This window comes from Aurantiacibacter hainanensis (assembly GCF_036321025.1).
Taxonomy (GTDB): domain Bacteria; phylum Pseudomonadota; class Alphaproteobacteria; order Sphingomonadales; family Sphingomonadaceae; genus Alteraurantiacibacter; species Alteraurantiacibacter hainanensis.
In genome coordinates this window covers 148,813-169,517 of sequence record NZ_JAZAPB010000001.1, presented here as the reverse complement: position 1 = coordinate 169,517, position 20,705 = coordinate 148,813, and the positions used below count along the sequence as shown (strand labels likewise).

At 63.5% G+C, this 20,705-nt stretch carries 21 protein-coding genes and 2 tRNA genes; 12 read left to right on the top strand and 11 right to left on the bottom strand.

What is annotated here, in order from left to right; all coding sequences use genetic code 11:
- The first annotated feature begins 12 nt into the window (after positions 1-12).
- Together AAA989_RS00810 and AAA989_RS00805 are read left to right on the top strand one after the other, a co-directional pair.
- Positions 13-1,398, top strand: a complete 1,386-nt coding sequence (locus tag AAA989_RS00810; RefSeq protein WP_338240515.1) for a M28 family peptidase — start codon at positions 13-15, stop codon at positions 1,396-1,398.
- Between the two features lie 82 nt (positions 1,399-1,480).
- Positions 1,481-1,556, top strand: a tRNA-Ile gene (locus AAA989_RS00805).
- Positions 1,557-1,624: 68 nt separating this feature from the next.
- Here AAA989_RS00805 and AAA989_RS00800 read toward each other — a convergent pair.
- Genes AAA989_RS00800 through AAA989_RS00785 form a run of 4 tightly spaced genes read right to left on the bottom strand, consistent with a single transcriptional unit; the run spans position 1,625 to position 4,901 of the window.
- Entirely contained in the window at positions 1,625-2,242 is a 618-nt protein-coding gene (locus AAA989_RS00800; RefSeq protein WP_338240514.1) for a flavodoxin family protein, read from the bottom strand.
- A 27-nt stretch (positions 2,243-2,269) separates the two neighbouring features.
- Positions 2,270-3,070, bottom strand: a complete 801-nt coding sequence (locus tag AAA989_RS00795; protein WP_338240513.1) for an SDR family NAD(P)-dependent oxidoreductase — start codon at positions 3,068-3,070, stop codon at positions 2,270-2,272.
- Entirely contained in the window at positions 3,067-4,254 is a 1,188-nt protein-coding gene (locus AAA989_RS00790) for a zinc-dependent alcohol dehydrogenase (RefSeq protein ID WP_338242161.1), read from the bottom strand. The genes AAA989_RS00795 and AAA989_RS00790 overlap by 4 nt, the downstream gene beginning before the upstream one ends.
- A complete protein-coding gene (locus tag AAA989_RS00785) occupies positions 4,254-4,901 on the bottom strand; it encodes an SRPBCC family protein (RefSeq protein WP_338240511.1) in 648 nt (215 codons plus the stop codon). Before AAA989_RS00785 ends, AAA989_RS00790 begins: the two co-directional genes overlap by 1 nt.
- A gap of 450 nt (positions 4,902-5,351) precedes the next feature.
- Here AAA989_RS00785 and AAA989_RS00780 point away from each other — a divergent pair, with 450 nt between their 5' ends.
- From AAA989_RS00780 to AAA989_RS00770, 3 genes are all read left to right on the top strand, one after another.
- The gene (locus tag AAA989_RS00780) at positions 5,352-6,140 is read left to right on the top strand and encodes a Crp/Fnr family transcriptional regulator (RefSeq protein WP_338240510.1); all 789 of its coding nucleotides are present in this window, start codon (positions 5,352-5,354) and stop codon (positions 6,138-6,140) included.
- Positions 6,141-6,292: 152 nt separating this feature from the next.
- The gene (gntA, locus tag AAA989_RS00775; protein ID WP_338242159.1) at positions 6,293-6,958 is read left to right on the top strand and encodes a guanitoxin biosynthesis heme-dependent pre-guanitoxin N-hydroxylase GntA; all 666 of its coding nucleotides are present in this window, start codon (positions 6,293-6,295) and stop codon (positions 6,956-6,958) included.
- Positions 6,955-7,545 (top strand): DUF1989 domain-containing protein, encoded by a 591-nt coding sequence (locus AAA989_RS00770; protein WP_338240509.1) that lies wholly within the window; start codon positions 6,955-6,957, stop codon positions 7,543-7,545. The genes gntA and AAA989_RS00770 overlap by 4 nt, the downstream gene beginning before the upstream one ends.
- Positions 7,546-7,653: 108 nt before the next feature.
- Here AAA989_RS00770 and AAA989_RS00765 read toward each other — a convergent pair whose 3' ends face one another.
- A complete protein-coding gene (locus tag AAA989_RS00765; RefSeq protein WP_338240507.1) occupies positions 7,654-8,040 on the bottom strand; it encodes a thermonuclease family protein in 387 nt (128 codons plus the stop codon).
- A gap of 195 nt (positions 8,041-8,235) precedes the next feature.
- On the opposite strand from AAA989_RS00765, the gene AAA989_RS00760 reads away from it, so the two are divergent.
- From AAA989_RS00760 to AAA989_RS00750, 3 genes are all read left to right on the top strand, one after another.
- Positions 8,236-8,312: transfer RNA gene (locus tag AAA989_RS00760), tRNA-Pro, on the top strand.
- Between the two features lie 172 nt (positions 8,313-8,484).
- Entirely contained in the window at positions 8,485-9,684 is a 1,200-nt protein-coding gene (locus AAA989_RS00755; protein ID WP_338240506.1) for a tyrosine-type recombinase/integrase, read from the top strand.
- Positions 9,685-10,772: 1,088 nt separating this feature from the next.
- Entirely contained in the window at positions 10,773-11,111 is a 339-nt protein-coding gene (locus AAA989_RS00750; protein ID WP_338240505.1) for a hypothetical protein, read from the top strand.
- Between the two features lies 1 nt (position 11,112).
- Here the strand turns inward: AAA989_RS00750 and AAA989_RS00745 are convergent, their stop codons facing one another.
- The 4 genes from AAA989_RS00745 to AAA989_RS00730 form a co-directional block, all read right to left on the bottom strand.
- Positions 11,113-11,787, bottom strand: a complete 675-nt coding sequence (locus tag AAA989_RS00745; RefSeq protein ID WP_338240504.1) for a YoaK family protein — start codon at positions 11,785-11,787, stop codon at positions 11,113-11,115.
- A gap of 3 nt (positions 11,788-11,790) precedes the next feature.
- Complete coding sequence (locus AAA989_RS00740) at positions 11,791-13,728, bottom strand: amidohydrolase (RefSeq protein WP_338240503.1); 1,938 nt, start codon at positions 13,726-13,728, stop codon at positions 11,791-11,793.
- Positions 13,725-13,976 (bottom strand): DUF1427 family protein, encoded by a 252-nt coding sequence (locus AAA989_RS00735; protein WP_338240502.1) that lies wholly within the window; start codon positions 13,974-13,976, stop codon positions 13,725-13,727. The genes AAA989_RS00740 and AAA989_RS00735 overlap by 4 nt, the downstream gene beginning before the upstream one ends.
- Before the next feature lie 93 nt (positions 13,977-14,069).
- Positions 14,070-14,741: a hydrolase gene (locus tag AAA989_RS00730; protein ID WP_338240501.1), complete on the bottom strand. Its 672-nt coding sequence runs from the start codon at positions 14,739-14,741 to the stop codon at positions 14,070-14,072.
- 136 nt (positions 14,742-14,877) lie between these two features.
- Here AAA989_RS00730 and AAA989_RS00725 point away from each other — a divergent pair, with 136 nt between their 5' ends.
- Positions 14,878-16,905 carry a PAS domain-containing sensor histidine kinase gene (locus AAA989_RS00725; RefSeq protein ID WP_338240500.1) on the top strand — a complete coding sequence of 676 codons (2,028 nt, stop codon included), beginning with the start codon at positions 14,878-14,880 and terminating at the stop codon, positions 16,903-16,905.
- Here AAA989_RS00725 and AAA989_RS00720 read toward each other — a convergent pair.
- Both AAA989_RS00720 and AAA989_RS00715 read right to left on the bottom strand, forming a co-directional pair.
- Complete coding sequence (locus AAA989_RS00720) at positions 16,886-17,530, bottom strand: response regulator transcription factor (protein ID WP_338240499.1); 645 nt, start codon at positions 17,528-17,530, stop codon at positions 16,886-16,888. The two genes, AAA989_RS00725 and AAA989_RS00720, sit on opposite strands and share 20 nt — an antisense overlap.
- Before the next feature lie 45 nt (positions 17,531-17,575).
- Positions 17,576-17,956 carry a response regulator transcription factor gene (locus AAA989_RS00715; RefSeq protein ID WP_338240498.1) on the bottom strand — a complete coding sequence of 127 codons (381 nt, stop codon included), beginning with the start codon at positions 17,954-17,956 and terminating at the stop codon, positions 17,576-17,578.
- A 172-nt stretch (positions 17,957-18,128) separates the two neighbouring features.
- Between AAA989_RS00715 and AAA989_RS00710 the strand changes: the two genes are divergently transcribed.
- The 3 genes from AAA989_RS00710 (at position 18,129) to AAA989_RS00700 (ending at position 20,700) form a co-directional block, all read left to right on the top strand.
- Positions 18,129-18,959, top strand: a complete 831-nt coding sequence (locus tag AAA989_RS00710) for an alpha/beta fold hydrolase (RefSeq protein WP_338240496.1) — start codon at positions 18,129-18,131, stop codon at positions 18,957-18,959.
- Positions 18,960-19,168: 209 nt separating this feature from the next.
- Positions 19,169-19,822, top strand: coding sequence for a cysteine hydrolase family protein (locus tag AAA989_RS00705; protein ID WP_338240494.1), 654 nt, complete (start codon positions 19,169-19,171; stop codon positions 19,820-19,822).
- A gap of 11 nt (positions 19,823-19,833) precedes the next feature.
- On the top strand, positions 19,834-20,700 hold the full coding sequence (locus AAA989_RS00700; protein WP_338240493.1) for an alpha/beta fold hydrolase: 867 nt from the start codon (positions 19,834-19,836) through the stop codon (positions 20,698-20,700).
- Positions 20,701-20,705: the final 5 nt, after the last annotated feature.

The following is a 20,705-nucleotide window of genomic DNA, read 5'->3' as shown; positions in this document are numbered from 1 at the left end:
GCGGTCCCGGCCATGCACAAACATCTTCTCGCGGCCGTCGCCGCCGCATCTCTCGCCTTCCCCACAGTAGCGCTGGCCGATCATCACGCCGACCCGGTGGCCGAAATGGCTGATCGCGCGCTGGATCACGATACCGCTGCATGGGATTTCCTCGAAGGAATCACGACCGAAGTCGGTCCGCGCCAGCCGGGCACCCCTGCCGAGGCGCGGGGTCGGGCGTGGGCGATTGATTGGCTGAACGACCGCGGTTTCGCCAACGTGGCGGACGAGCCCTTCCAGATGCGCACCTGGGTGCGCGGCGAGGAAGAGGCCCGCGTGACCGCTCCCTTCGCCCAGCCCATGTACATCACCGCACTGGGCAACACGGCCTCCACCGGTCCGGACGGGATCGAGGCGGAGGTGGTCTACTTCCCCAGCTATGCCGATCTGGTCGCCGCGCCGGCGGGCAGCCTGGAGGGCAAGATCGCCTTCATCAGCCACGACATGCGCGCCACGCAGGACGGTTCGGGCTACGGCTTTGCCGGTCCCGCCCGCTGGACCGGGCCGGGCATTGCCGCCAGCAAGGGCGCGATCGCCACGGTGATCCGCTCCATCGGCACGGAGCGCCACCGCACGCCGCATACCGGCGGCACCACCTTCCCCGAAGGCGTGGAGCCGACCCCGGCGGGTGCGCTGTCCAACCCTGATGCGGACAATCTGGAACGCATGTTCGCCCGCGCCGACGGTCGGCCGATTATCATGCACCTCACGCTCACCCCGCGCTGGCTGGGCGAGACCACCAGCGGCAACGTGGTGGGCGAGATCGTCGGCCGCGACCCCTCGCTGCCGCCGGTACTGGTGGCCTGTCACCTCGACAGCTGGGACCTTGGCACGGGCGCGATCGACGATGCGGCTGGCTGCGGCATCGTATCCGCCGCGGCGCTGAACGTGGCCGAGGCCGGACAGCCGCTGCGCACGATCCGCGTGCTGATGGCGGGCGCGGAGGAAACCGGCCTCTGGGGCAGCGAGGCCTACAGCGCCGCGCACATCGACGAACCCATCGCCGTGGGCCTCGAAAGCGATTTCGGAGCAGACGGCATCTGGCGTTTCGAGAGCAATTTCCGCGAGACCAATCCCGACCTGCACGCCCGCCTGGCGCAGGCCGTGGCGCGGTTCGGCGTCGCCAATTCCACAATCGTCGCCACCGGCGGCGCGGATATCAACATCTCGCGCGATCAGGGCGGGGCGATCATCGACCTGCAGCAGGACGGCACCCGCTACTTCGAACTGCACCACACGCCCGACGATACCCTCGCCATGGTGGACCCGGTCCAGCTGCGCCAGAACGTGGCGGTGTGGACGCAGGTGGTCGGCATCCTCGCCAACGAGGCGGCGCCGATCCAGGGGGGCGTCCAGTAGGGTTCGCTCCCATCTGCGACACTGCCTGCTTGCCCGACGCCGGAGCGGAAGCTAGGGGCGCAAATGGACGCAAGGCACGGTTGGGCCTGTAGCTCAGTGGTTAGAGCTGGCCGCTCATAACGGCTAGGTCGCGGGTTCGAATCCTGCCGGGCCCACCACCTTGCGTTCGCTCGTCCGGCAAAGCGTCCGCCGGGCCTGCACCTCATTCGTCGGGGGCTGGCAAAGACTAGCTGATCGCCGGAAATTCCTTTCCCTCGAACAGCCGGGCGACATGCGCGGCATTTGCCGCGACCATTTTCGCCGTCCTGGCGATTGGGTCGGGGGTTTTCTCCAGTTCCCTGAAGTCCGTGCTGCCCATCGCTTCGCCCACCCAGTAGCAGGCCGCGACGGGGGGATTGGTCCATCCGGTATCGTTGAGCGACTGGAACAGTTGCGCGCTGCAATTGTGCGCGCCGTCCTCGTTGCCCACGATCGCCGCGACGGCGACCTTGCCGTAGCTGGGCATCCGCCCCTCGTCGTCGGTTTCCGAAATGAAGGCATCCATGCGCTCGAGCGCCCGCTTGGCCACGCTTGAGATCTGGCCCATCCAGACAGGCGTGCCGAAGATCAGGATATCGTGCGCGACTATCTTGCGGCGAAGCGCCGGCCACTGGTCGCCTTCGCCTTCGTCGGAGGTGACGCCCGGCTTGATGTCGTAGTCGGCGAGCCGGATCGTTTCTGTCAGTTCGACGTCATGCCCGGCGAATTCGCTCTTCAGCACGTCGATCATGGCGTCGGTGGACGAGGGGTCGCCGCGGCTCGACTTGAGCGTGGCATTGAGGGCGATGGCGGTGAGTTTGGCCATGGGGGGCTCCTTCGAGCAATTGGGGTGTCAGGCGTCCTGCGGCTTGGCCATGCGTTCGTGCATCTTGGACACGACGCCGGCGGGCAGGATGTCGGCGAAGAAATACTGGACCTTGTTCATCAGTCCGCTGACTTCCTTGGTCTCGCCGTTCAGCAGGGCTTGGTAGCCGTCCTTCGCCACCTTGGCGGGGTCGGCCTTCATCTCGGTCTGGCCGACCATGGTGTCATCCTTCATGTCGGCGTTCTCGAAGAACTCCGTGTCGGTGACGCCGGGCAGCAGGCAGCTGATGACGACGTCGGTATCCTTCAGTTCCGTGGCGAGGCCGACGCAGAAGTCGTCGATGAAGGCCTTCGTGGAATTGTAGACGAGATTGTAGGGCCCCGGCATGTCTCCCACGATGGAGCCGGTGACGAGGATGCGCCCACGGTTGCGTGAGCGCATTGCCTTGCCCACACGGTAGATCAGCGAGACCGTGCCGGTGATGTTGGTATGAATGGTGTGGGCGACCTGCTCCCATTCGTGATCGAGGAAGGCACCGCCCTCGGACGTTCCGGCATTGGCGATCAGGTTGTCGACCGATCGCTCGCCGATCTTTTCCATCAGTTCGTCCACGCCCTCGCGGGTGGCGAGGTCGCATTCGAGAATCTCCACCGTCGCCGCGCCGTTTTCGCGCATTTCGTATTCGGCGGCGGCAAGGTCGCGGTCGGCGACCAGCAGCAGGTCGCATCCGTCCTTCGCCGCCAGCTTCGCCAGTTCGCGGCCGATGCCGCTGCTCGCTCCTGTCACGACGGTGAAGCCGCTGAGCTTTTTCACCTTGTTCTTGCTCACTTGGCCATCTCCATGTCGGGCTTGAGGACGACCTTGGTCCAGTCGTTCTGTTCGTCGTGGAAGCACTTGTAGCCGCGTGCCGCATCTTCCAGCGGCAAGCGGTGAGAGATCATGAATGTGGTATCGAGCGTGCCGTCCTCGATCTTTTCCAGCAGGTCCTTCAGGTAGCGCTGCACATGGGTCTGGCCGCTGCGTACCTGCAGCCCCTTTTCCATCAGCGCGCCCAGCGGGAACTTGTCGGTCATGCCGCCATAGACGCCGGGGATCGAGACGCGGCCACCCGGACGCACTGCCAGGATCGCCTGCTTGAGCGCTCTTGCCCGGTCCGCGCCGATGCCGATCTTCTGCTTGGCGATGTCGAGCATGTTGTCGATGGCGAAGCCGTGCGCTTCCATGCCCACCGCATCGATCACCGCGTCGACGCCGATGCCGCCCGACATTTCCATCAGCGCCTCGCGCACATCGGTCTTGCGGAAGTCGATGGTCTCGGCACCCATCTGCTTGGCCAGCGCCAGCCGGTTCGGATAGTGATCGATGGCGATTACCTTGCTCGCCCCCATCACGATGGCGGCCTGGATGGCGAACAGGCCAACGGGGCCGCAGCCCCAGACGGCCACGGTGTCGTCGGGCTGGATCTCGGCATTCTCCGCGCCCATCCAGCCGGTCGGCAGGATGTCGGAGAGGAACAGGACCTTGTCGTCCTCGAGATGATCGGGGACCACGATGGGCCCCACATCGGAATATGGCACGCGCACATATTCCGCCTGCCCGCCCGAATAGCCGCCGGTCAGGTGCGAATACCCGAAGAGCCCGGCCATCGGATGGCCGTAGAGCGTGGCCGACATGTCCTGCTTCTCGGCGGGATTGGAGTTCTCGCACGCGGAATACTGCTGGATCTTGCAGTGGAAGCATCCGCCGCACGAAATGGTGAAGGGCACCACCACGCGCTGGCCTTTCTTCAGGGTCGAATCCTTGCCGGTCTCGACCACCTCACCCATGAATTCATGGCCGAGGACATCACCGGGCACCACGCCCGGAATGACACCGTCGTAGAGGTGCAGGTCGCTGCCGCAGATCGCGGTGGAGGTTATCTTGATAATGGCGTCCCGGGGGTTGATGATCTCGGGATCGTCGACGGTCTCAACGCGGACGTCATGCGTGCCGTGCCAGGTTAGAGCTCTCATCATCCGTTCTCCTGCTGTTTGGCTTCGCGGGTTTCATCCCTGCGACGGGCGGACGTGGTGATCTCACCGGTTTCCATCAGGGCCTTGAAGCGTTTCAGATCGTGGCGGGCCTGCACCTCGGGTTCCCGCATGAAGAGCTTGGCGAGCGCGCGGCCTGCCGCGCCGCCGGGAGGGTCGTACGACATAATCAGCGAGACCCTGGTCCCGCGCTCACCCGGGGCATCGGTGAATTCCACCCTGCCGCTTGTCCGGATGTCGGAGTTCTCGGTCGACTGCCAGGCGATGCGCTCGTTCTCGCGCTCGTCCGACACCCGCGTCTCGACATCCACCGTGCTGCCGCCCGGAGCCTTGATGACCCAGGTCGACCTGTCGCCCTGCGAGCGGATGGTCTCCACGTTTTCCATGAATTTCGGCAGGTTTTGGAAGTCGCGCCAGAAGCTGTAAAGCTCGGCGCGCGGCTTGCGGATCGTCACGGTGCGTCCCAGCACCGCATGTTCGCCCGGCGGCGATTTGCGGGTGTAGATCGGCGCATCGTCAGATCCGCCCTTCCTGCGCTGGGCAAGGAATGTTCCGAAAGCCAGACCTCCCAGGGCAAGCCCGAGGCCGACGAGGGACCCCGGCGTTTTCAAGTCATGTTTGCTGCGCATTGCCGCTCCTTTCCGTGCTGTCCGGCTGGCCCTCATCTCCATCGCTTCGACAGGTCATGCCTGCGAGCGGGCGGGCGCCGGGAACAGTGACATCCTCTTCCATGGGCGTGGTGCCAGGGATGTCGACAAGTGTGGTTTGCAACGGAGCGCGAGCCATTTGGTTGCATGTTCGAAGCCAGGAACTTCGACAAGTTAACCTTTATTAAGTTCGAAAAATCAGAATATTAGTCATTCTCAAGTTCGGAGCGGCATCGCTTGCGGCGTGCCTTGCGATGGTTCGATCGCCACAATCTGCGGATCGGCGCTGCCCTTCGCGGCCAGCAGAGTCACGCCGTGTCCGGCCCGGCGCAAACGCACTTCGTTTCAACGAGAAGGCATCGGGGCCGTCCCAGTCGCCACGGGGAACCGAAGTCTCGTCCTGAAATTGAGTTAACCGAACTCCCATGCGGCATGGAACTGACAGCAGGACAGATGATGGCGCGCGACGGCACCACCTACCCACGAAGCGAAACCTTCCTGAAGGGACGCCTGCGGCACGCGATGACGAGCCGGGAAATGGCCGAGCTCGAGGAAATCCTCTCGGACGAGCAGGACGTGCCCGCCGGCACCATCGTGCTCGAGGCGGGAAAACTCTACGACAAGAGCATGCTCCTGACCGAGGGCATGATGCTGCGAACGATCGACACGGATCACCAGCAGCGTATCGTGGGGCTCCAGGTGCCCGGCGATTTCGTCGACCTTCACTCCTTCGCGCTCAAGCGGCTGGACCACAACATCCAGGCCGTCGGCGAATGCCGGGTGGTCTATGGTCGGCACGACGACCTGAAGGCCGCCATCGACGGCAATTCCCACCTCGCGCGCATCCTGTGGTTCGCGACCCTGCTCGACGCGGCGATCCATCGCCAGTGGATACTCAAGACCAAGCAGCTGCGCGCGGATGCCTGCGCCGCCCACTTCTTTGCCGAGACCTGGGCAAGGCTCGAACTCGTGGGGATGGCCAGAAACGACGGGTTCAACAGTTCGCTGACGCAAAGCCACATCGCCGAATTCTGCGGCACGACCCCGGTGCACATGAGCCGCGTGCTGAGAACGATCAGGGAGCGGGGCCTGGGAGAGTTCCGCAGGGGCCGCTTCTATTGCAACGATCGCAAGGGGCTCGAGGAATTCGGCAGGTTCGATCCGGGCTATCTCTATGGCGATGACAGCCTTGGCATCGGCGATGAACTGACGCCCGAATGACGCGGGGCGAACCTGTTTCGACCATCGTGCAGCACCCGCCGCGCACGATCAGGGAAGCGGCGCTGGCGCGCGTTTGACATTTGCTAAATGCGGAACGTTGCGCGCGCGGGGCCGCTTCTAGGTCAAGGAATTTGGAGCGAACGGTGCCAACAATCGAATGTGATGACACGGCGAGAGAGCGTTTCGCCGACTATATCAGGGACAAGGGTTTCCCCTGTGTCGGCGCGAAGTCGGCGCTTGCCACTGGCAAGCTGAACATCGTCCAGGCGCGTGACATCACCAGCGCTTGGAATGACGTCGCCATTCACGATGCGCTGCTGAAGTGGGCCTATGCCTACAAGGACGATCCCGAAGGTCTGCGAAGCCTTGCCGTGGTGTTCGACGGACCGCTTGGCCTTTCGGAAGACGAATTCGAGAAGAACCTGTGGGAGCGGCTGCAGTCTCTCGCCGACAAGGATCACTGGCGCGGCCAGACCTACGACAAGCGCGTGAGTGCCGATCCCGAAAGTCCGCATTTCAGCCTCAGCTTCGGCGGGGAGGCCTTTTTCGTCGTCGGAATGCATCCCAACGCATCGCGCCCGGCCCGAAGGTTCTCGCGCCCCGTCATGGTCTTCAACCTGCACGACCAGTTCGAGCGTCTGCGCGAACAGGGGCGATACGAGAGGATGCGCGAAGCCATTTTGGATCGCGATCGCGAACTGGCGGGCGACACCAATCCCATGCTCTCTCGCCACGGCGAAGCAAGCGAAGCGCGGCAGTACAGCGGCCGGGCGGTCGACAAGGACTGGAGGCCGCCGTTCGAGGATCGCAGGTCGTGAGCGACGACGCGATCCGCATAGAGCCGCGAAGCGGCACGAGCTTCGTGCTTCGCGAGGGGCAGCGACTGGAGGTCATCGATCTCGAAGGGGGGCAGGTTTCCGATCTCCTCGCCTTCGGATTGGCCGACCGGGGCGAGGCGCTGTCGAACGGGCGGACGTTCGACTACGAGGAGACGATCAAGCTTACCGCCGGCAACACCCTGTGGTCGAACCGCTCGAACCCCATGCTGGATATCGTCGCCGACGATGTGGGGATGCACGATTTTCTCCTCACGCCATGCAGCAAAGATACCTTCCGGCATTTCTATCCGGACAAGCCCGTTCACCGCGGATGTTTCGGCAATCTCGCCGCAGCGCTGGCGGAATACGACATCACCGAAGATGACCTGCCCTGTGCCTTCAACGTCTTCATGAACGTGCCCGTCGACGGCCAGAGCGGCCGGCTCTCGGTTGAACCGCCAGTTTCGAAAGCCGGCGATACATTGACCCTGCAGGCGCGCATGGACCTCGTCATCGGGCTTACCGCTTGCTCGGCCTACGCGTCCAACGGCGGAACCTTCAAACCGATCGGCTACAGGATCTCATGACCCCGTGGAGGCGATCCGGGGAATCCGCATAACCAGCAGCATTCGTAGCGCGTCGGCGCGTTAATCACTGGCAGCCGCGCACTGAGCCGGGCCGAAGCACCGCCCGGATCACACTGTCTTCCTTGCGGTCAGTTCCGGGCAGTCGGCGGCCACCATTTGATCGTCGTCCCATCGCTCGATGTAGAAGGCCTGCTCTGCATCAAGTTGGGCGCATGCCACGTTTACCCCGTCCGCATAGACCACGCCCAGCGTGCGGCCATAGCGATCGCGCCCGAGCCTCACGATCGACAGGCGTGCGCCGTCAACCAGCCGTTCCATCGCGTGGGTCGAGGCCTGGCCGTCGCCTGGCACGCATTGCCTGCCACGGCGGCAGGCGCGGGTTTCGGGCGCGTCGATCCCGGTGATGCGGATGCGTTCGTCTCCGCAGCGGATGGTGTCCCCGTCGGTGACGGTGCAGGCGAGGGTGATGGCAAGGGCCGTGGCTGTGATGAACATGCCGCCTGACTAGGGCGGGGGACGTGCCACGGCGCGGCCATCCCGCTCCACTATCGACGCGTAAGGCTAGGGGATTCTACCTAGGCTGCCCCGGCAGGACAGGTGGGGAGCGGTCGGACACCGTGCCTATGGATGCCGTGCGAGACGATTGGCGCTTGCACCGTTTTCGTGCAAAACCTAAGGGCAGGCCCGGTCCGGGGAGTAGCGCAGCCTGGTAGCGCATCTGCTTTGGGAGCAGAGGGTCGCAGGTTCGAATCCTGTCTCCCCGACCACTCAGCCTCTTTCAGCTGTCTCACAGCGTCTCAGTGGTTCTCATAGGGCCTTGTTCAGATTGCATCTTATGTGGAAATGGCATGGGGAAGTGTCTCACGACTTCTCATGCCATCTCATCGATTTGTTGGGCTGGTGATTGCCAAAGCCCAACATCCCTGCGAAAAGCCCAACATGGCACTGACGGACACACGGCTTCGCAGCCTCAAGCCTCGCGAGAAAACCTATAAGATTGCCGATGGGGAAGGACTGCTGATCGCGGTTTCGCCCAAGGGCCGAAAGACGTGGAAACTTGCCTATCGATTCGGTGGAAAACAAAAAGAACTGACGGGCGGCACCTATCCCGCCGTCTCCTTGGCCAAGGCCCGCGCCTGGCGTGACAAGGCGAAAGGACAGTTGGCAGAGGGCATCGATCCCAGCGAAGCACGAAAGCAGGCAAAGCGCCAGGCTGCGCTGGATGAAGCGAATTGCTTCGAGGTGGTGGCCCGCGACTGGCACGAGAGCCGGAAGCCCAAATGGACCGAGCGTTATGCAAGAATTACCTTGGGAAGACTCGAAGCGGACATTTTCCCGATGCTTGGCGACATGGCCATCTCAAAGATCACTCCGGCGGACATTCTCGACACGATCCGAAAGGTTGAGGCGCGCGGATCGATCGACATGGCGCAAAGGTTGAATAATCACATAGGCGCGATCTTTCGCTTCGCCGTCGCCCAGGGAATTGCCGAGCGCGATCCATCGCGCGATATCACGGCTGCCTTGAAGCAGCGCCCCCCGGTCCGGCACCACAAGCCGATGCCGCGCAAGGAGCTTCCCCTGTTCTTCAGTAAGCTCGCCGGGGAGTCGCTCGAGCCCCAAACCCGGATCGCTCTCCTGTTCACGATCTATACGCTTGTCAGGACCAACGAGACCCGCTTTGCCGAGTGGAGCGAGTTCGAGAACCTGGACGGTAAAGAACCGTTATGGCGCGTCCCGGCCAAGCGGATGAAGATGCGCTCTGAGCATCTTGTCCCTCTGGCACCATCTGTCGTCGCACTCCTGCACGAACAGCGCTCGCTTGGGCTCGCGGGACCCTACCTCTTCCCGGGCAAGAGTAAGGGCGTGATGAGCGAGAACACCATGCTCTACGCCCTCTACCGCCTCGGCTATCATGGAAGAGCCACAGTGCACGGGTTCCGAGGAACTGGCTCCACGATCCTGAACGAGTCAGGGAAGTTCGAGCCGGACTGGATCGAGCGTCAGCTTGCGCACGATGAGCGAGATCAGGTGAGGGCGGCGTACAACTCGGCGCAGTATCTGCGACAGCGGCGAACAATGCTCGAATGGTGGGCGAGCTACCTCGACGAACTTCGAACCTTCGGAGAATTGGTCTAGGTCCGCAGGCTAGGTTCGAGAGTTTTCGCCTGATGGTCGCGCGGCTCCGAAGCCTGAATGGGAAGGGGGGAGCTCTCTCGTGAGACGCTATGAGACGACTCTGTGAATCCGTCCTTTATCCGGTCCTCGGGGGCTTACGCAGTTAGTTTTCTCAGTTCATTCTTGAGATCAAACCGGGACGCAAGCACTTCCGAAACGCTCGGCCAAAAGTGATTTCGCCGCATGGCCCAAGGCGTCGCGAAGTGTCTCACAGCGTCTCAGGAGCAATAAGTCGCTGATTTTGAACGCAGAAAAAGAGTCACACCCTCGGCTGGCAGGGTGTGACTCCTGATTTCCCTTTGGTTTCAATGCTTTAACTGTAATTTTCGGGGGCCTTGGCTCAAGAGTCACACTCTTTTTCCATGTAGGTCACTGAGACCCTATTTTTGCAGAATCTCACCCCTCCCCGACCAGGTGATGTGGGGCACCCCTCCTCATCTCAACTTCTCAAATATAGCCTCTATAGGAAGTAACTGTGACTCCTGTGACTCTTGCCAAAAACCCGAGGATTTCTGCGGGCTAGACGAGTCACAGTCTCTCGGAAACCTGTGACTCTTCGAGTGACTCCTGTGACTCCTCTGACGTGCAAGTGTTGTGTTTTTGGGATCGACCCTATGCCTATTAGCGAATTTCCGAAAACACCCGGAATCCGCGCTCAGCGCCACCCGCGGCCCAGGCACCCCGGCGGGAAGGACCCTGACCCCTTCAATCGCGCCCCTGAGACGCCCTGAGACGCCCTGAGACACAAAAGCAGAGTGCCACGGTACCACCCTAGCGCAACTGGCGAGAAGGCATGAGAAGCCCTGAGAAGCCCTGAGACACAATGAGACGGAATGAGACGCCCTGAGACGCTGCCACCTACCAGGCGCGCCCATAGCGTGCGGAAAGTTCGAGATTCAGGGGCGCAGGCGCGGGACGGACAGGACAAAAGCAGGGCAAGTCCGTGTCTGTCCGGCAGGTGATTCGCGACTCGGGCGGCCCTAGCAGCGGGCGCGAGTCACCATGAGGCGCGGCGCGCGTTCCCATTGGCAGGGGTGAGGGGCGACCAGATGAGCAGATGGCTGTCTACAAATAAAGGGCGTCGAGAGCGCTATGAGCTCGCGGGCGATGGCTGCTTTGCGCCCCAATCTCGGCCGTTCGTTCTAATTCAACGCAATCCCGAAAGCTGCCGTTCGATTAACCCTTTCGAGACGGCGCCGCTTCCAGCCGAGATCGTCGCCAAACGATTCCATCACGGCACTTCCATTTCGAACCGCGCGATCATCATGAATGGGAGCAATCCAAACCAGCCGGAATTTGCCGAGCCTGCACCCGAACCGCCGGAGCATCGAGGGCTGATGCAGCGCTTCATCGGCATGGATTTCCAGGCGGAGATCCCCGCCGGCTGAATCAAGCGGGCGAAACGATGGCCTTGCCGGGGCACAGTGATGCGGCGACCAGCACGAGCAGCCCGGCCACGACCAGTGGCAGTACCATCCCGGCCCGCAGTAGCATCACGGCACCTCCCGCCGCCCCCGCGCCGATGCAGGCCACGCTGCCAAGCCGCCTGCGCCAATTAGGATTGGTTCCGCCCGCAGGCGAGGAATCGGCAGCCAGTCCGGTCAGGGTCAGGGTGAGGACCGTGGTCGTGAGCTCCGGAACCTTGAGATGGCGGATTGTAGCATTGCGATAACCCATCGCCACACCAGTCAACGCAATGATGGCGTATAGCTGCCATCCGGGAGCAAGTGCCTGCGGATCGTAGCCGATTGCCGCAGCGGCGGCGATCAGCAGCAGCACCGCTTCGACAGAGACATGGCCCCTCAGCGTGCGCTGCTCCAGCGGGCGGGTAAGGCTGCGCCCGGCGATCAACGCACCGATGAGAAAGCAGGCCAGCGCGGCGAGCAAGGGCGCGAAATGGAAGCCCGGTGTACCCACCACGGCGAAGCCCAAGAAGACGATATTGCCGGTCATGTTGGCGACGAATACCTTGCCGAGGCCAATCACGCTAACCGCATCGACTATGCCGGTCACCACCGAGAGGATCAGTAGGATCGGGACAAGGGGGCGGTCATCGGCTGGCATGGCTCACACCGCCCAGCAGGAGCAGCCCATCGCGCCCCAGAAGCCGCGCGGGTCTGCTGTGGGTATGAAAGACCCGAGAGCCGCCGCGTGGTCATGGTCGTGCACCGAACAGGATCTCGCACAGCAGCAGGTCGCGGCCCCCTGTTGCAGCAAATCGAGCTGATGATAGCCACCGAAGCTGGCGACAGGCGACCAGTCGGGCATGGGGCGGGGCAATTCCGGCGCGAGCGGCTCGAACTCGCCCGAGCCGTGCACCACTTTGCCGCCGAGGATCGTCAGGTCCGACCGGATATGCGCAATCTCGCTTTCCGGCACTTCGAAGAAATCGTCCGATAGGAGGATGCAGTCGGCCAGCTGGCCCGCCTTGACCTGGCCCTTCTTGCCCTGCTCGCTGGAAAACCAGGTGTTGGCCTCGGTCCACAGGCGCAGCGCCGTCTCGCGGTCCAGCCGGTTGGCGACAGGATATAGCGTGGCCCCGCCTACCGTCTTGCCCGTCACCAGCCAGGCGAGCGAGACCCACGGATTGTAGCTGGCAACGCGGGTCGCATCGGTCCCGGCCCCAAGCGGCACCCCTGCGCGCAAGATCTTCGCCACCGGCGGCGTCGCCTCGGCGGCCCGGTGGCCGTAGCGCTCGAGAAAATATTCGCCCTGATAGGCCATGCGATGCTGCACGGCGATGCCGCCGCCCAGCGCGGCGATGCGGTCGATCGAGCGGTCCGAGATAGTCTCGCAGTGGTCGAAGAACCAGTTGAGCCTGTCGAGCGGAATATCACGATGGACCTTCTCGAAAACGTCGAGGGCGCGGCTGATCGTCTCGTCATAGGTGGCGTGCAGCCGCCAAGGCCAACGGTTCTCAGCCAGCAGGCGGACCACGGGTTCGAGATCGCTTTCCATGTTCGGCGGCATCTCGGGGCGCGCAACGCGAAAGTCCTCGAAGTCGGCAGCCGAATAGACGAGCATCTCGCCCGCGCCATTGTGGCGATAGAGATCGTCGCCCTGACCCGGTCTGACTTGCGTCGACCAGCCGGCGAAATCGGCCAGTTCCTCGCGCGGTTTCTGGGTGAACAGGTTATAGGCGATGCGCAGCGTCAGCAGGCCCTCGGCATGCAGTTCCTCGATGATCGCATAGTCGTCGGGGTAGTTCTGGAAGCCGCCGCCTGCATCAATCACGGTGGTAACGCCGAGCGCGTTCAATTCACGCATGAAATGGCGCGTGGAGTTCTTCTGGTAGTCGGGCGGTAGCTTCGGACCGCTGGCCAGCGTCGCATATAGGATCGTGGCGTTGGGCTGGGCCAGCAGCAGGCCGGTGGGATTACCCGAGGCGTCGCGCTGGATCTCGCCGCCGGGCGGGTTGGGCGTATCCCTTGTATAGCCGACCGCCCGTAGCGCGGCCGCGTTGAGCAGCGCGCGGTCATAGAGGTGCAGGATGAAGACTGGCGTGTGGGGAGCCGCGGCATTGATCTCGTCCAGCGTGGGGAGCCGCTTCTCTGAGAACTGGTGTTCGGTGAAGCCGCCCACGACACGCACCCATTGCGGCGCGGGTGTGCGATCCACTTGCTCGCGCAGCATGGCCATAGCATCGACCAGCGTGGGTACGCCGTCCCAGCGCAGCTCCATGTTGTAGTTGAGCCCGCCGCGGATCACGTGGATGTGGCTGTCGATCAGGCCAGGGACGAGGCGGCGTCCGCCCGCATCGATAATCTTGGCGTCGGGAGCGGCGGCGCGCACCTCCGCTTCGCTGCCCACGACGGCGAAGCGTCCGTCGCTGATCAGCAGCGCTTGCGCGCGCGGATTCTCGCGGTCGAGCGTAGTGATCCGGGCATTGGTGATGATCGTGTCGGTCATGCTCTGTCTCCGTGTCTGCGCGAACAGCGGGCTGGTGGCGAGCAGTGCGCCGGCAGCGCTGGCGGCCATTGCCCCGCGGCGTGAGAAGCGCCTCATACGCAGTCGTCAGAGGGAGGCGCGGCTTGCGGGCCGAGCACCTGCGCCGCGCATTCGGTGCGGACGTAGGCAAGCACCGGTTCGCCGCTGATCACCCGCCGGGCGACGGGCAGCAATTGCTCGCCCAGCAACATTCCGAGCAACCCGATCAGGGCGATCGTCGGCGGCGCGGGCGAACGCACGTTTAGCAGCGAATAGACAATGCCCGCCAGCAATCCGACGGCAAGCGAGATCAGGTAGGGTTTCATCGGACGCTCCTCTGTCTCAGGGAATGGGAAAGAGGAGCAGGCCGGCGGATCGGACGGGAGGGGTTGGGGATCGCCGCCGGCCTGCTCACTGGGTTAGGCAGCCTGCGATTCGCCGCCTTCCTGGGCACCGAACATCGCCTTGGCGTAAACGATGCCGATGCCGTAGCCGCCGGCGAACTTCTTCGCGATGCCGGTCGTCAGTTCGTAGGTTTCGCCGCGGGCCCAGTCGCGTTGCAGCTCGAGCAGGTACTGCAGCGAGGTCATCGGCACGGCGCCCGCCTGGATCATGCGCTGCATGGCGCGGTCGTGGGCTTCGGGCGAGACGTCGCCGCAGATGTCGCTGATGACATGGACCTCGAAGCCCTGTTCGAGAGCCGAGAGTACCGGGTCGACGATGCAGACCGAGGTCCACAGCCCGCCGATCACCAAGCGGTTGCCGCTGACCTCGTTGATGCGGTCGATGACATTGGCGTCTTCCCAACAGTTCATCGTGGTGCGGTCGATCACCTCGCAGTCGGGGAAGGCATTGAGCACCTCGTCGAAGATCGGGCCGGAGAAGCTCTCGGCAGCGACCGTGGTGAGGATTGTGGGTACGCCGAAGCCCGCAGCCGACTCGGCGACGAGCCCACAGTTGAGGCGGAGCACCGCGACATCCTGCGAGCGGACCGGGAAGGCCATCTGCGACTGGTGGTCGATCAGCAGCAGCGTGTGGTTGCCCGGCGTGAGCAGGCTGGTGGCGGGATTGGCGGTGGCAGTCAGGGACATTTGATTTCTCCTCAGGAACTTCGGTGAAACCAGACTGCCGCCTCGCTCGCGGCGTGGCGATTGAACTTGGGATTGGGCAAGTCATACCTTGGTAGGTTGCGCTTGCATCGGGATGCCAATTCGACAATCTCCCGCCATGGACACGCGCGTGGAATCGCCGGATGGAAACCGCTGGCTGGGCCAGGCCGTGCCCGACAGCCTGGTAGTCACCTCTGCCAATGGTGCGATCCTGAGCTGGAACTCAGCGGCCGAACAGCTCTACGGCTATCCGAGCGGCGAGGCGCTGGGGCGCAACATCGACGAACTGCTGGCAACCCATCACCCGCACGGACTGGCGCACATCGACACGGCTGTTGCGGAGACTGGCACGTGGCAGGGCGAGGTGTTCCGCACCGCTGCCGACGGACGGAGCTTGGGTGTGAAGAGTCGCATCACCAGGCTATCCGAGGCCAGCGAACGCGCCGAATGGAGCCGGGCCTTCACTAGCGAAGACTTCGCCGGGGATTCCGCGCATCGCTACGTCAACCTGTTCAACGCCATGGCAGCCTCATTCTGGGAACTCGACTTTTCACGTGTACGCGAGGAGTTGGGCCGGCTGCACATGGCAGGCGTTGCCAACCTGCCGCAGCACCTGCTCGACAATTCGAAACTGATCGACAAACTGATCGCCCGCGTTCGCGTGCTCGACGTCAACCAGAAGACGCTCGACTTGTTCGAGATCGGCGAAAAGCATGTGGCGCTGGGGGACACGATCGAATGGGCCTGGCCGCCGCAAAGCCGCGAAGTTTTCGCCCGTTCTCTGATCGCCGCGCTCAAACGGGACGACCATTTTTCGGTGGAGACCGTGCTGCGCAGCCGTACGGGCAGGCTGATTGACGTGCTGTTCACGGTCTGCTGGCCCGAGGACCACAAGGCCCAAGGCAGCGTGCTGGTCGGCGTGATTGACCTGTCGGAGACCAAACGCGCGTTCCGCGAACTGCAAGAAAGCGAACAGCACTATCGTGACCTGTTCGAGAACATGCCGGTGGCCCTTCTGCGGATCGAGCTGGGACAACTCAACGACTGGTTGCAGCAATTGAGTGAAAGCGGGATCGAGGATCTTGCCGACCACCTCGAAGCCAATCCGCAGCTGATCGAGGTGATATTACGCCACCCGCGCGTGGTCGATGCCAACAGCGAGGCACTCGACCTGTTCGGCGCCGAACGGCTCGACCAGCTGGAAGGGCCGGTAGACTGGGCCTGGCGCGATCGACCAGGTACGCTGCGCCGTTCGCTCGTCGCCCGGCTGAGGGGTGCGCTGGAGTTCTCCGAGGAAACCCGCATCAACCTGCTCGACGGGTCGGCGATCGACGTGCTCTACGTGATCTCGTTCACGCAGGACCAGGTCGACCGTGGGCACAACATCGTCGCGCTGGTCGACATCTCCGAACGCAAGCTGGCCGAGGAAGAACTGCGTAGCGTGCGCGAAGAGCTGTCGCACGCTTCGCGCATCTCGATGCTGGGGGAGATGTCCGCTTCGATCGCGCACGAGGTGAACCAGCCGCTGGCGGCCATTGCCGCGCTTGCCGATGCCAGCCTGCGCTGGCTCGACCGCCCCCAGCCCGACATCGAGGAGGTACGTGCACTGGCTGTCGACATTGCTTCCGATGCGCGGCGCGCTAGCGGGATCATCAGCCGCATCCGCTTGCTTGCGGTCAAGCAGACCGCACCGCGCGGCCTGGTTGACCTGGTCGAGATGACGAGGGAATCGCTGCTGCTGCTAAGGCGCGATTTCGAGACGCGTGAAATCGAGCTGAAGAAGGATCTCGGCGAGGGTCCCGCATCTGTGAGCGGCGATCGGATCCAGTTGCAGCAGGTGATCGTCAACCTGCTAGTCAACGCCATGCAGGCGATGGACCAGGTCGCGGAGGACAGTCGCACCATCTCGGTGACAATCACGCCCGACGGCGCCGATTACTGCGAACTGGTGATCGCAGACTCGGGGCCCGGTATTGCCGCCGAGAACCTGCCGCGGCTGTTTGACAGCTTCTTTACCACCAAGGGAACTGGGATGGGGTTGGGCCTATCTGTGTGCAAGTCGATCGTCGAGGCCCACGACGGCACGATCGCGGCGGAAAATCACGCCAGCGGCGCGCGCTTCGTGATCAGGCTTCCCCTGGCGTGACCGGACGCAAGTGGCCGACGGCCCGCAAGGCTTCGGCCATCTTGACGAGATCGGGCAGCGTGCGCGCCTGCATTCGCTTCATCGCCGAAGCGCGGTAGATCTTCACTGTTATCTCACTGAGCCCTAGATCGAAGGCCGCCTGCTTGTTGAGGCGGCCCATGGTGACCAGGTCCATCACTTGCTGTTCGCGTTCGGTCAGCGCGTCGTAGAGGTCGATGATGGCCTGCAGCTGGCCCTCTTCTTCGCGGGCTGCGGTATCGCGCTCGATTGCCGTGGTGACGGCGTCGAGCAGGTCTTGATCGCGGAACGGCTTCGTCAGGAAGTCAACCGCGCCCGCCTTCATTGCCTTGACGGACATCGGGATGTCGCCGTGGCCGGTCATCAGGATCACCGGCAGGCTGATACCGTGCGAAGCCATCTGCGACTGGAAATCGAGACCTGAAACGCCTGGTAGCCGAACGTCGAGGATCAGGCAGCTTGGCTGCGCGGGCATCTTGGTGGCGAGGAACTCGCCACAGGAACCGTAGCTGCGCGCTTCCAGCCCGACCGAACGAAGCAGCGAGTCCAGCGCCCGCTGGATGGAGAGGTCGTCGTCGACGATATGTACCAGTCCCTGCTGTTCCATGATGCCCTCCGGACCGGAGCTTTAGCGCCGGGTGGTTGCCACGATTTATCCAATTTTCCCGCCCAAGGCCAAGTCGATTTCGGCGAGCAGCTCGCGCGTCTCGAACGGCTTGACCAGGAATGCCCGCGCCCCGGCTGCGAGCGCTCGATGGCGGGTCTGTTTCTCGCCGAAGGCGGTCATCACTATCACCGCCAGAGTAGGGCGCGCGCGTGCCATTTCGCCCTGCAGATCGAAGCCGTCCATGCCGGGCATGTGCAAGTCGGTGACCAGGCAATCGGCCTCATCGCTGGCTGGGCTGGCCAGAAATTCCCGCGCATCGGCGAATACGCGGCAGTCGTATCCTTCGGACTTGAGCAGGCTGGATAGACCCCGCCGCATACCGGGATCGTCGTCGACCACGGCAATCAGGGAGGGAAGTGCGATCAACTGGGCGTTCTCCTGCGACGCAGGGCACCCGCGCAGCTTCGGACTGCGGATAGGCGCCGCGCGCGGTCGCGGGCAATCATACCTTGGTTTGGTGGCGGAAGACCTGCGCACAATCGACGCTGACCGTGCGTACCCGCATGCTCCATGCATCCACTGTCTCGAGGAGCGAACCATGCCTTTCATCACCACCGCCGACAGCACCGAAATCTACTACAAGGACTGGGGTCCGAAGGACGCGCAGCCGATCGTCTTCCACCACGGCTGGCCGCTGTCGGCTGACGACTGGGACGGGCAGATGATGTTCTTCCTGGGCGAAGGCTTTCGCGTGATCGCCCACGACCGGCGCGGCCACGGGCGCTCGACGCAGACATGGACCGGCAACGAGATGAATACTTACGCCGCTGACATGATCGCGCTGGCCAAAAAACTCGACCTCAAGGACGCGGTGCACATTGGCCATTCAACTGGTGGCGGCGAAGTGGCGCGCTATGTAGCGCGTGCCGAGCCAGGCCGGGTGGCCAAGGCCGTGTTGATCGGCGCTGTGCCGCCGATCATGCTGCAGACCCAGGCTAACCCCGAAGGCTTGCCGAAGAAGGTGTTCGACGGCTTTCGCGCGGCACTCGTCGCCAATCGGGCGCAATTCTTCCTCGATGTGCCAGCCGGCCCGTTCTACGGCTACAACCGCGAGGGCGCTAAGGTCGACCAGGGGGTCGTCTGGAACTGGTGGCGGCAAGGCATGATGGGCGGCGCGAAGGCGCACTACGACTGCATCAAGGCCTTCTCCGAAACCGACTTCACCGAGGATCTCAAGGCGATCACCTGCCCGGTGCTGGTGATGCACGGCGATGACGATCAGATCGTGCCTTACGCGGACTCGGCTCCGAAGGCAGCGGCGCTGCTGTCCAAAGGTACGCTGCTGACCTATCCTGACCTGCCGCATGGCATGTGCACCACGCATCCTCATGTATTGAACCCGGACCTGCTGGCCTTCGCCCGCAGCTAATTTTCTGCAGCTAGGGTGTCACACCCTCGCAAACGCCGTCGCAGCCCTAGCTGCGGCGGCGTTTCGCATTTGCCAGCTCCGGTTCGGAGGCCGCGAGCCATACCAAGGTTTAGCCGCGTTACTCTCCCGTACGATTGGCCTGGCCACAGGTGGGGCGCATGTTCGTTCGCGAGCCAGGACCACCCGTCCGGCAAGGCAAGGATCCGGACATGAGCAGCAATGCCGCCATCTCGCCAAGTTTCGATCCCGCGCGGACGGCGCTGCTGCTGGTCGATCCATACAACGACTTCTTCGATCCAGAAGGCAAGCTCTGGCCGCTGGTAGCCGAAGTGGCGGGCGAAATCGACCTGCGCGGAAAGTTGGCGGCCGTGCTCGACGCCGTGCGCGCTGCCGGGATCCAGGTGGTAATCGTTCCGCACCATCGCTGGTCGCCGGGCGAACTCGATGCCTGGGACCACCCCAACCCCTATTTGCTGGCTGGCTACGAGGCGCAGATCTTCGCGGTCGGCAGCTGGGGTGGCGAATGGTTCCCCGCCTTTGCCCCGCGCGAAGGAGACATGGTCTGCACCGAGCATTGGGGCAGCAGCGGCTTTGCCAACACCAATCTCGATACCCTGCTCAAGCAGCGCGGCATTTCGCACGTGATCCTCGTCGGGCTGATCGCCAATACCTGCCTCGAAAGCACCGGCAAATACGCTGCGGAGCTCGGCTACCATGTCACCTTGGTGCGCGATGCCACTGCGGCTGCCACCCGCGAGGCAATGCACTGCGCGCACGAGATTAATGGGCCCACCTATGCCCACCTCATCACCACCACCGCCGAACTGATGGGTGCCCTCGCGGTGCCCGCGGCCGCAGCCTGAAGGACCGTACCATGCTCGATACCCTGACTAAGCATACCGCACTCACCGCCCCCAATCGCTTCGTCAAAGCTGACGGTCGGCGCCTAGCCTACCGCACTTTCGGCCAAGGCCCCAACCTGGTGCTGGCCGTGCGCTTTCGCGGCACGATGGACGTATGGGACCCGCTCTTCCTCGACCAGCTGGCGGAGAAGTTCACCGTCACCGTGTTCGACTATCGCGGGCTGGGCCTTTCCACCGGCGAAGCAAGCTACGCGAAGCTCGACATGGCGCAGGACATCCTCGACCTGATCGACGGCCTCGGCTTCGACAAGGTGGTGCTCGGCGGCTGGTCGATCGGCGGCCACGCCGTGCAGGTCTTCACCGCGCTGCACCCCGAGCGGGTCAGCCACCTGGTCGCCATCGGCACCATGCCTCCCGGCCTCATGGTAAAGCCCTTCGAGGACCTATTTTTCCAGACGGCGTGGAAGGTCGAATACGGCGTGGAGGAAGAATACATCCTCTTCTTCGAGCCGGATTCCGCCACCAGCCGCCGGCTCGCCGACGCCTCGCTGGCGCGCATTGCCGCTCGCGAAGAAGTGCGCGATGTCGCCACCCCGGCGGAAGTGTTCATTAGGTCGGTCGAAGCTTCGAGCGATCCGACCACGCCCTTCCCCGATCCCGACGGTGCCTATGCCGATTTCTTCCGCACCACCGACATCCCGGTGATGGCGCTGTCGGGCGACCACGACATCATCTTTCCGGTCGAGAACTGGTATGCGGTCAACGACCAGTGGCCAACCCTGTTCGTTGTGACCTTCCCCGACAGCGGCCACGGCCCCCAGCACCAGTACCCCGTCATGGCGGCAGAGATGATCGCCAGCTTCGTCAACCAGGCCTGATCCGG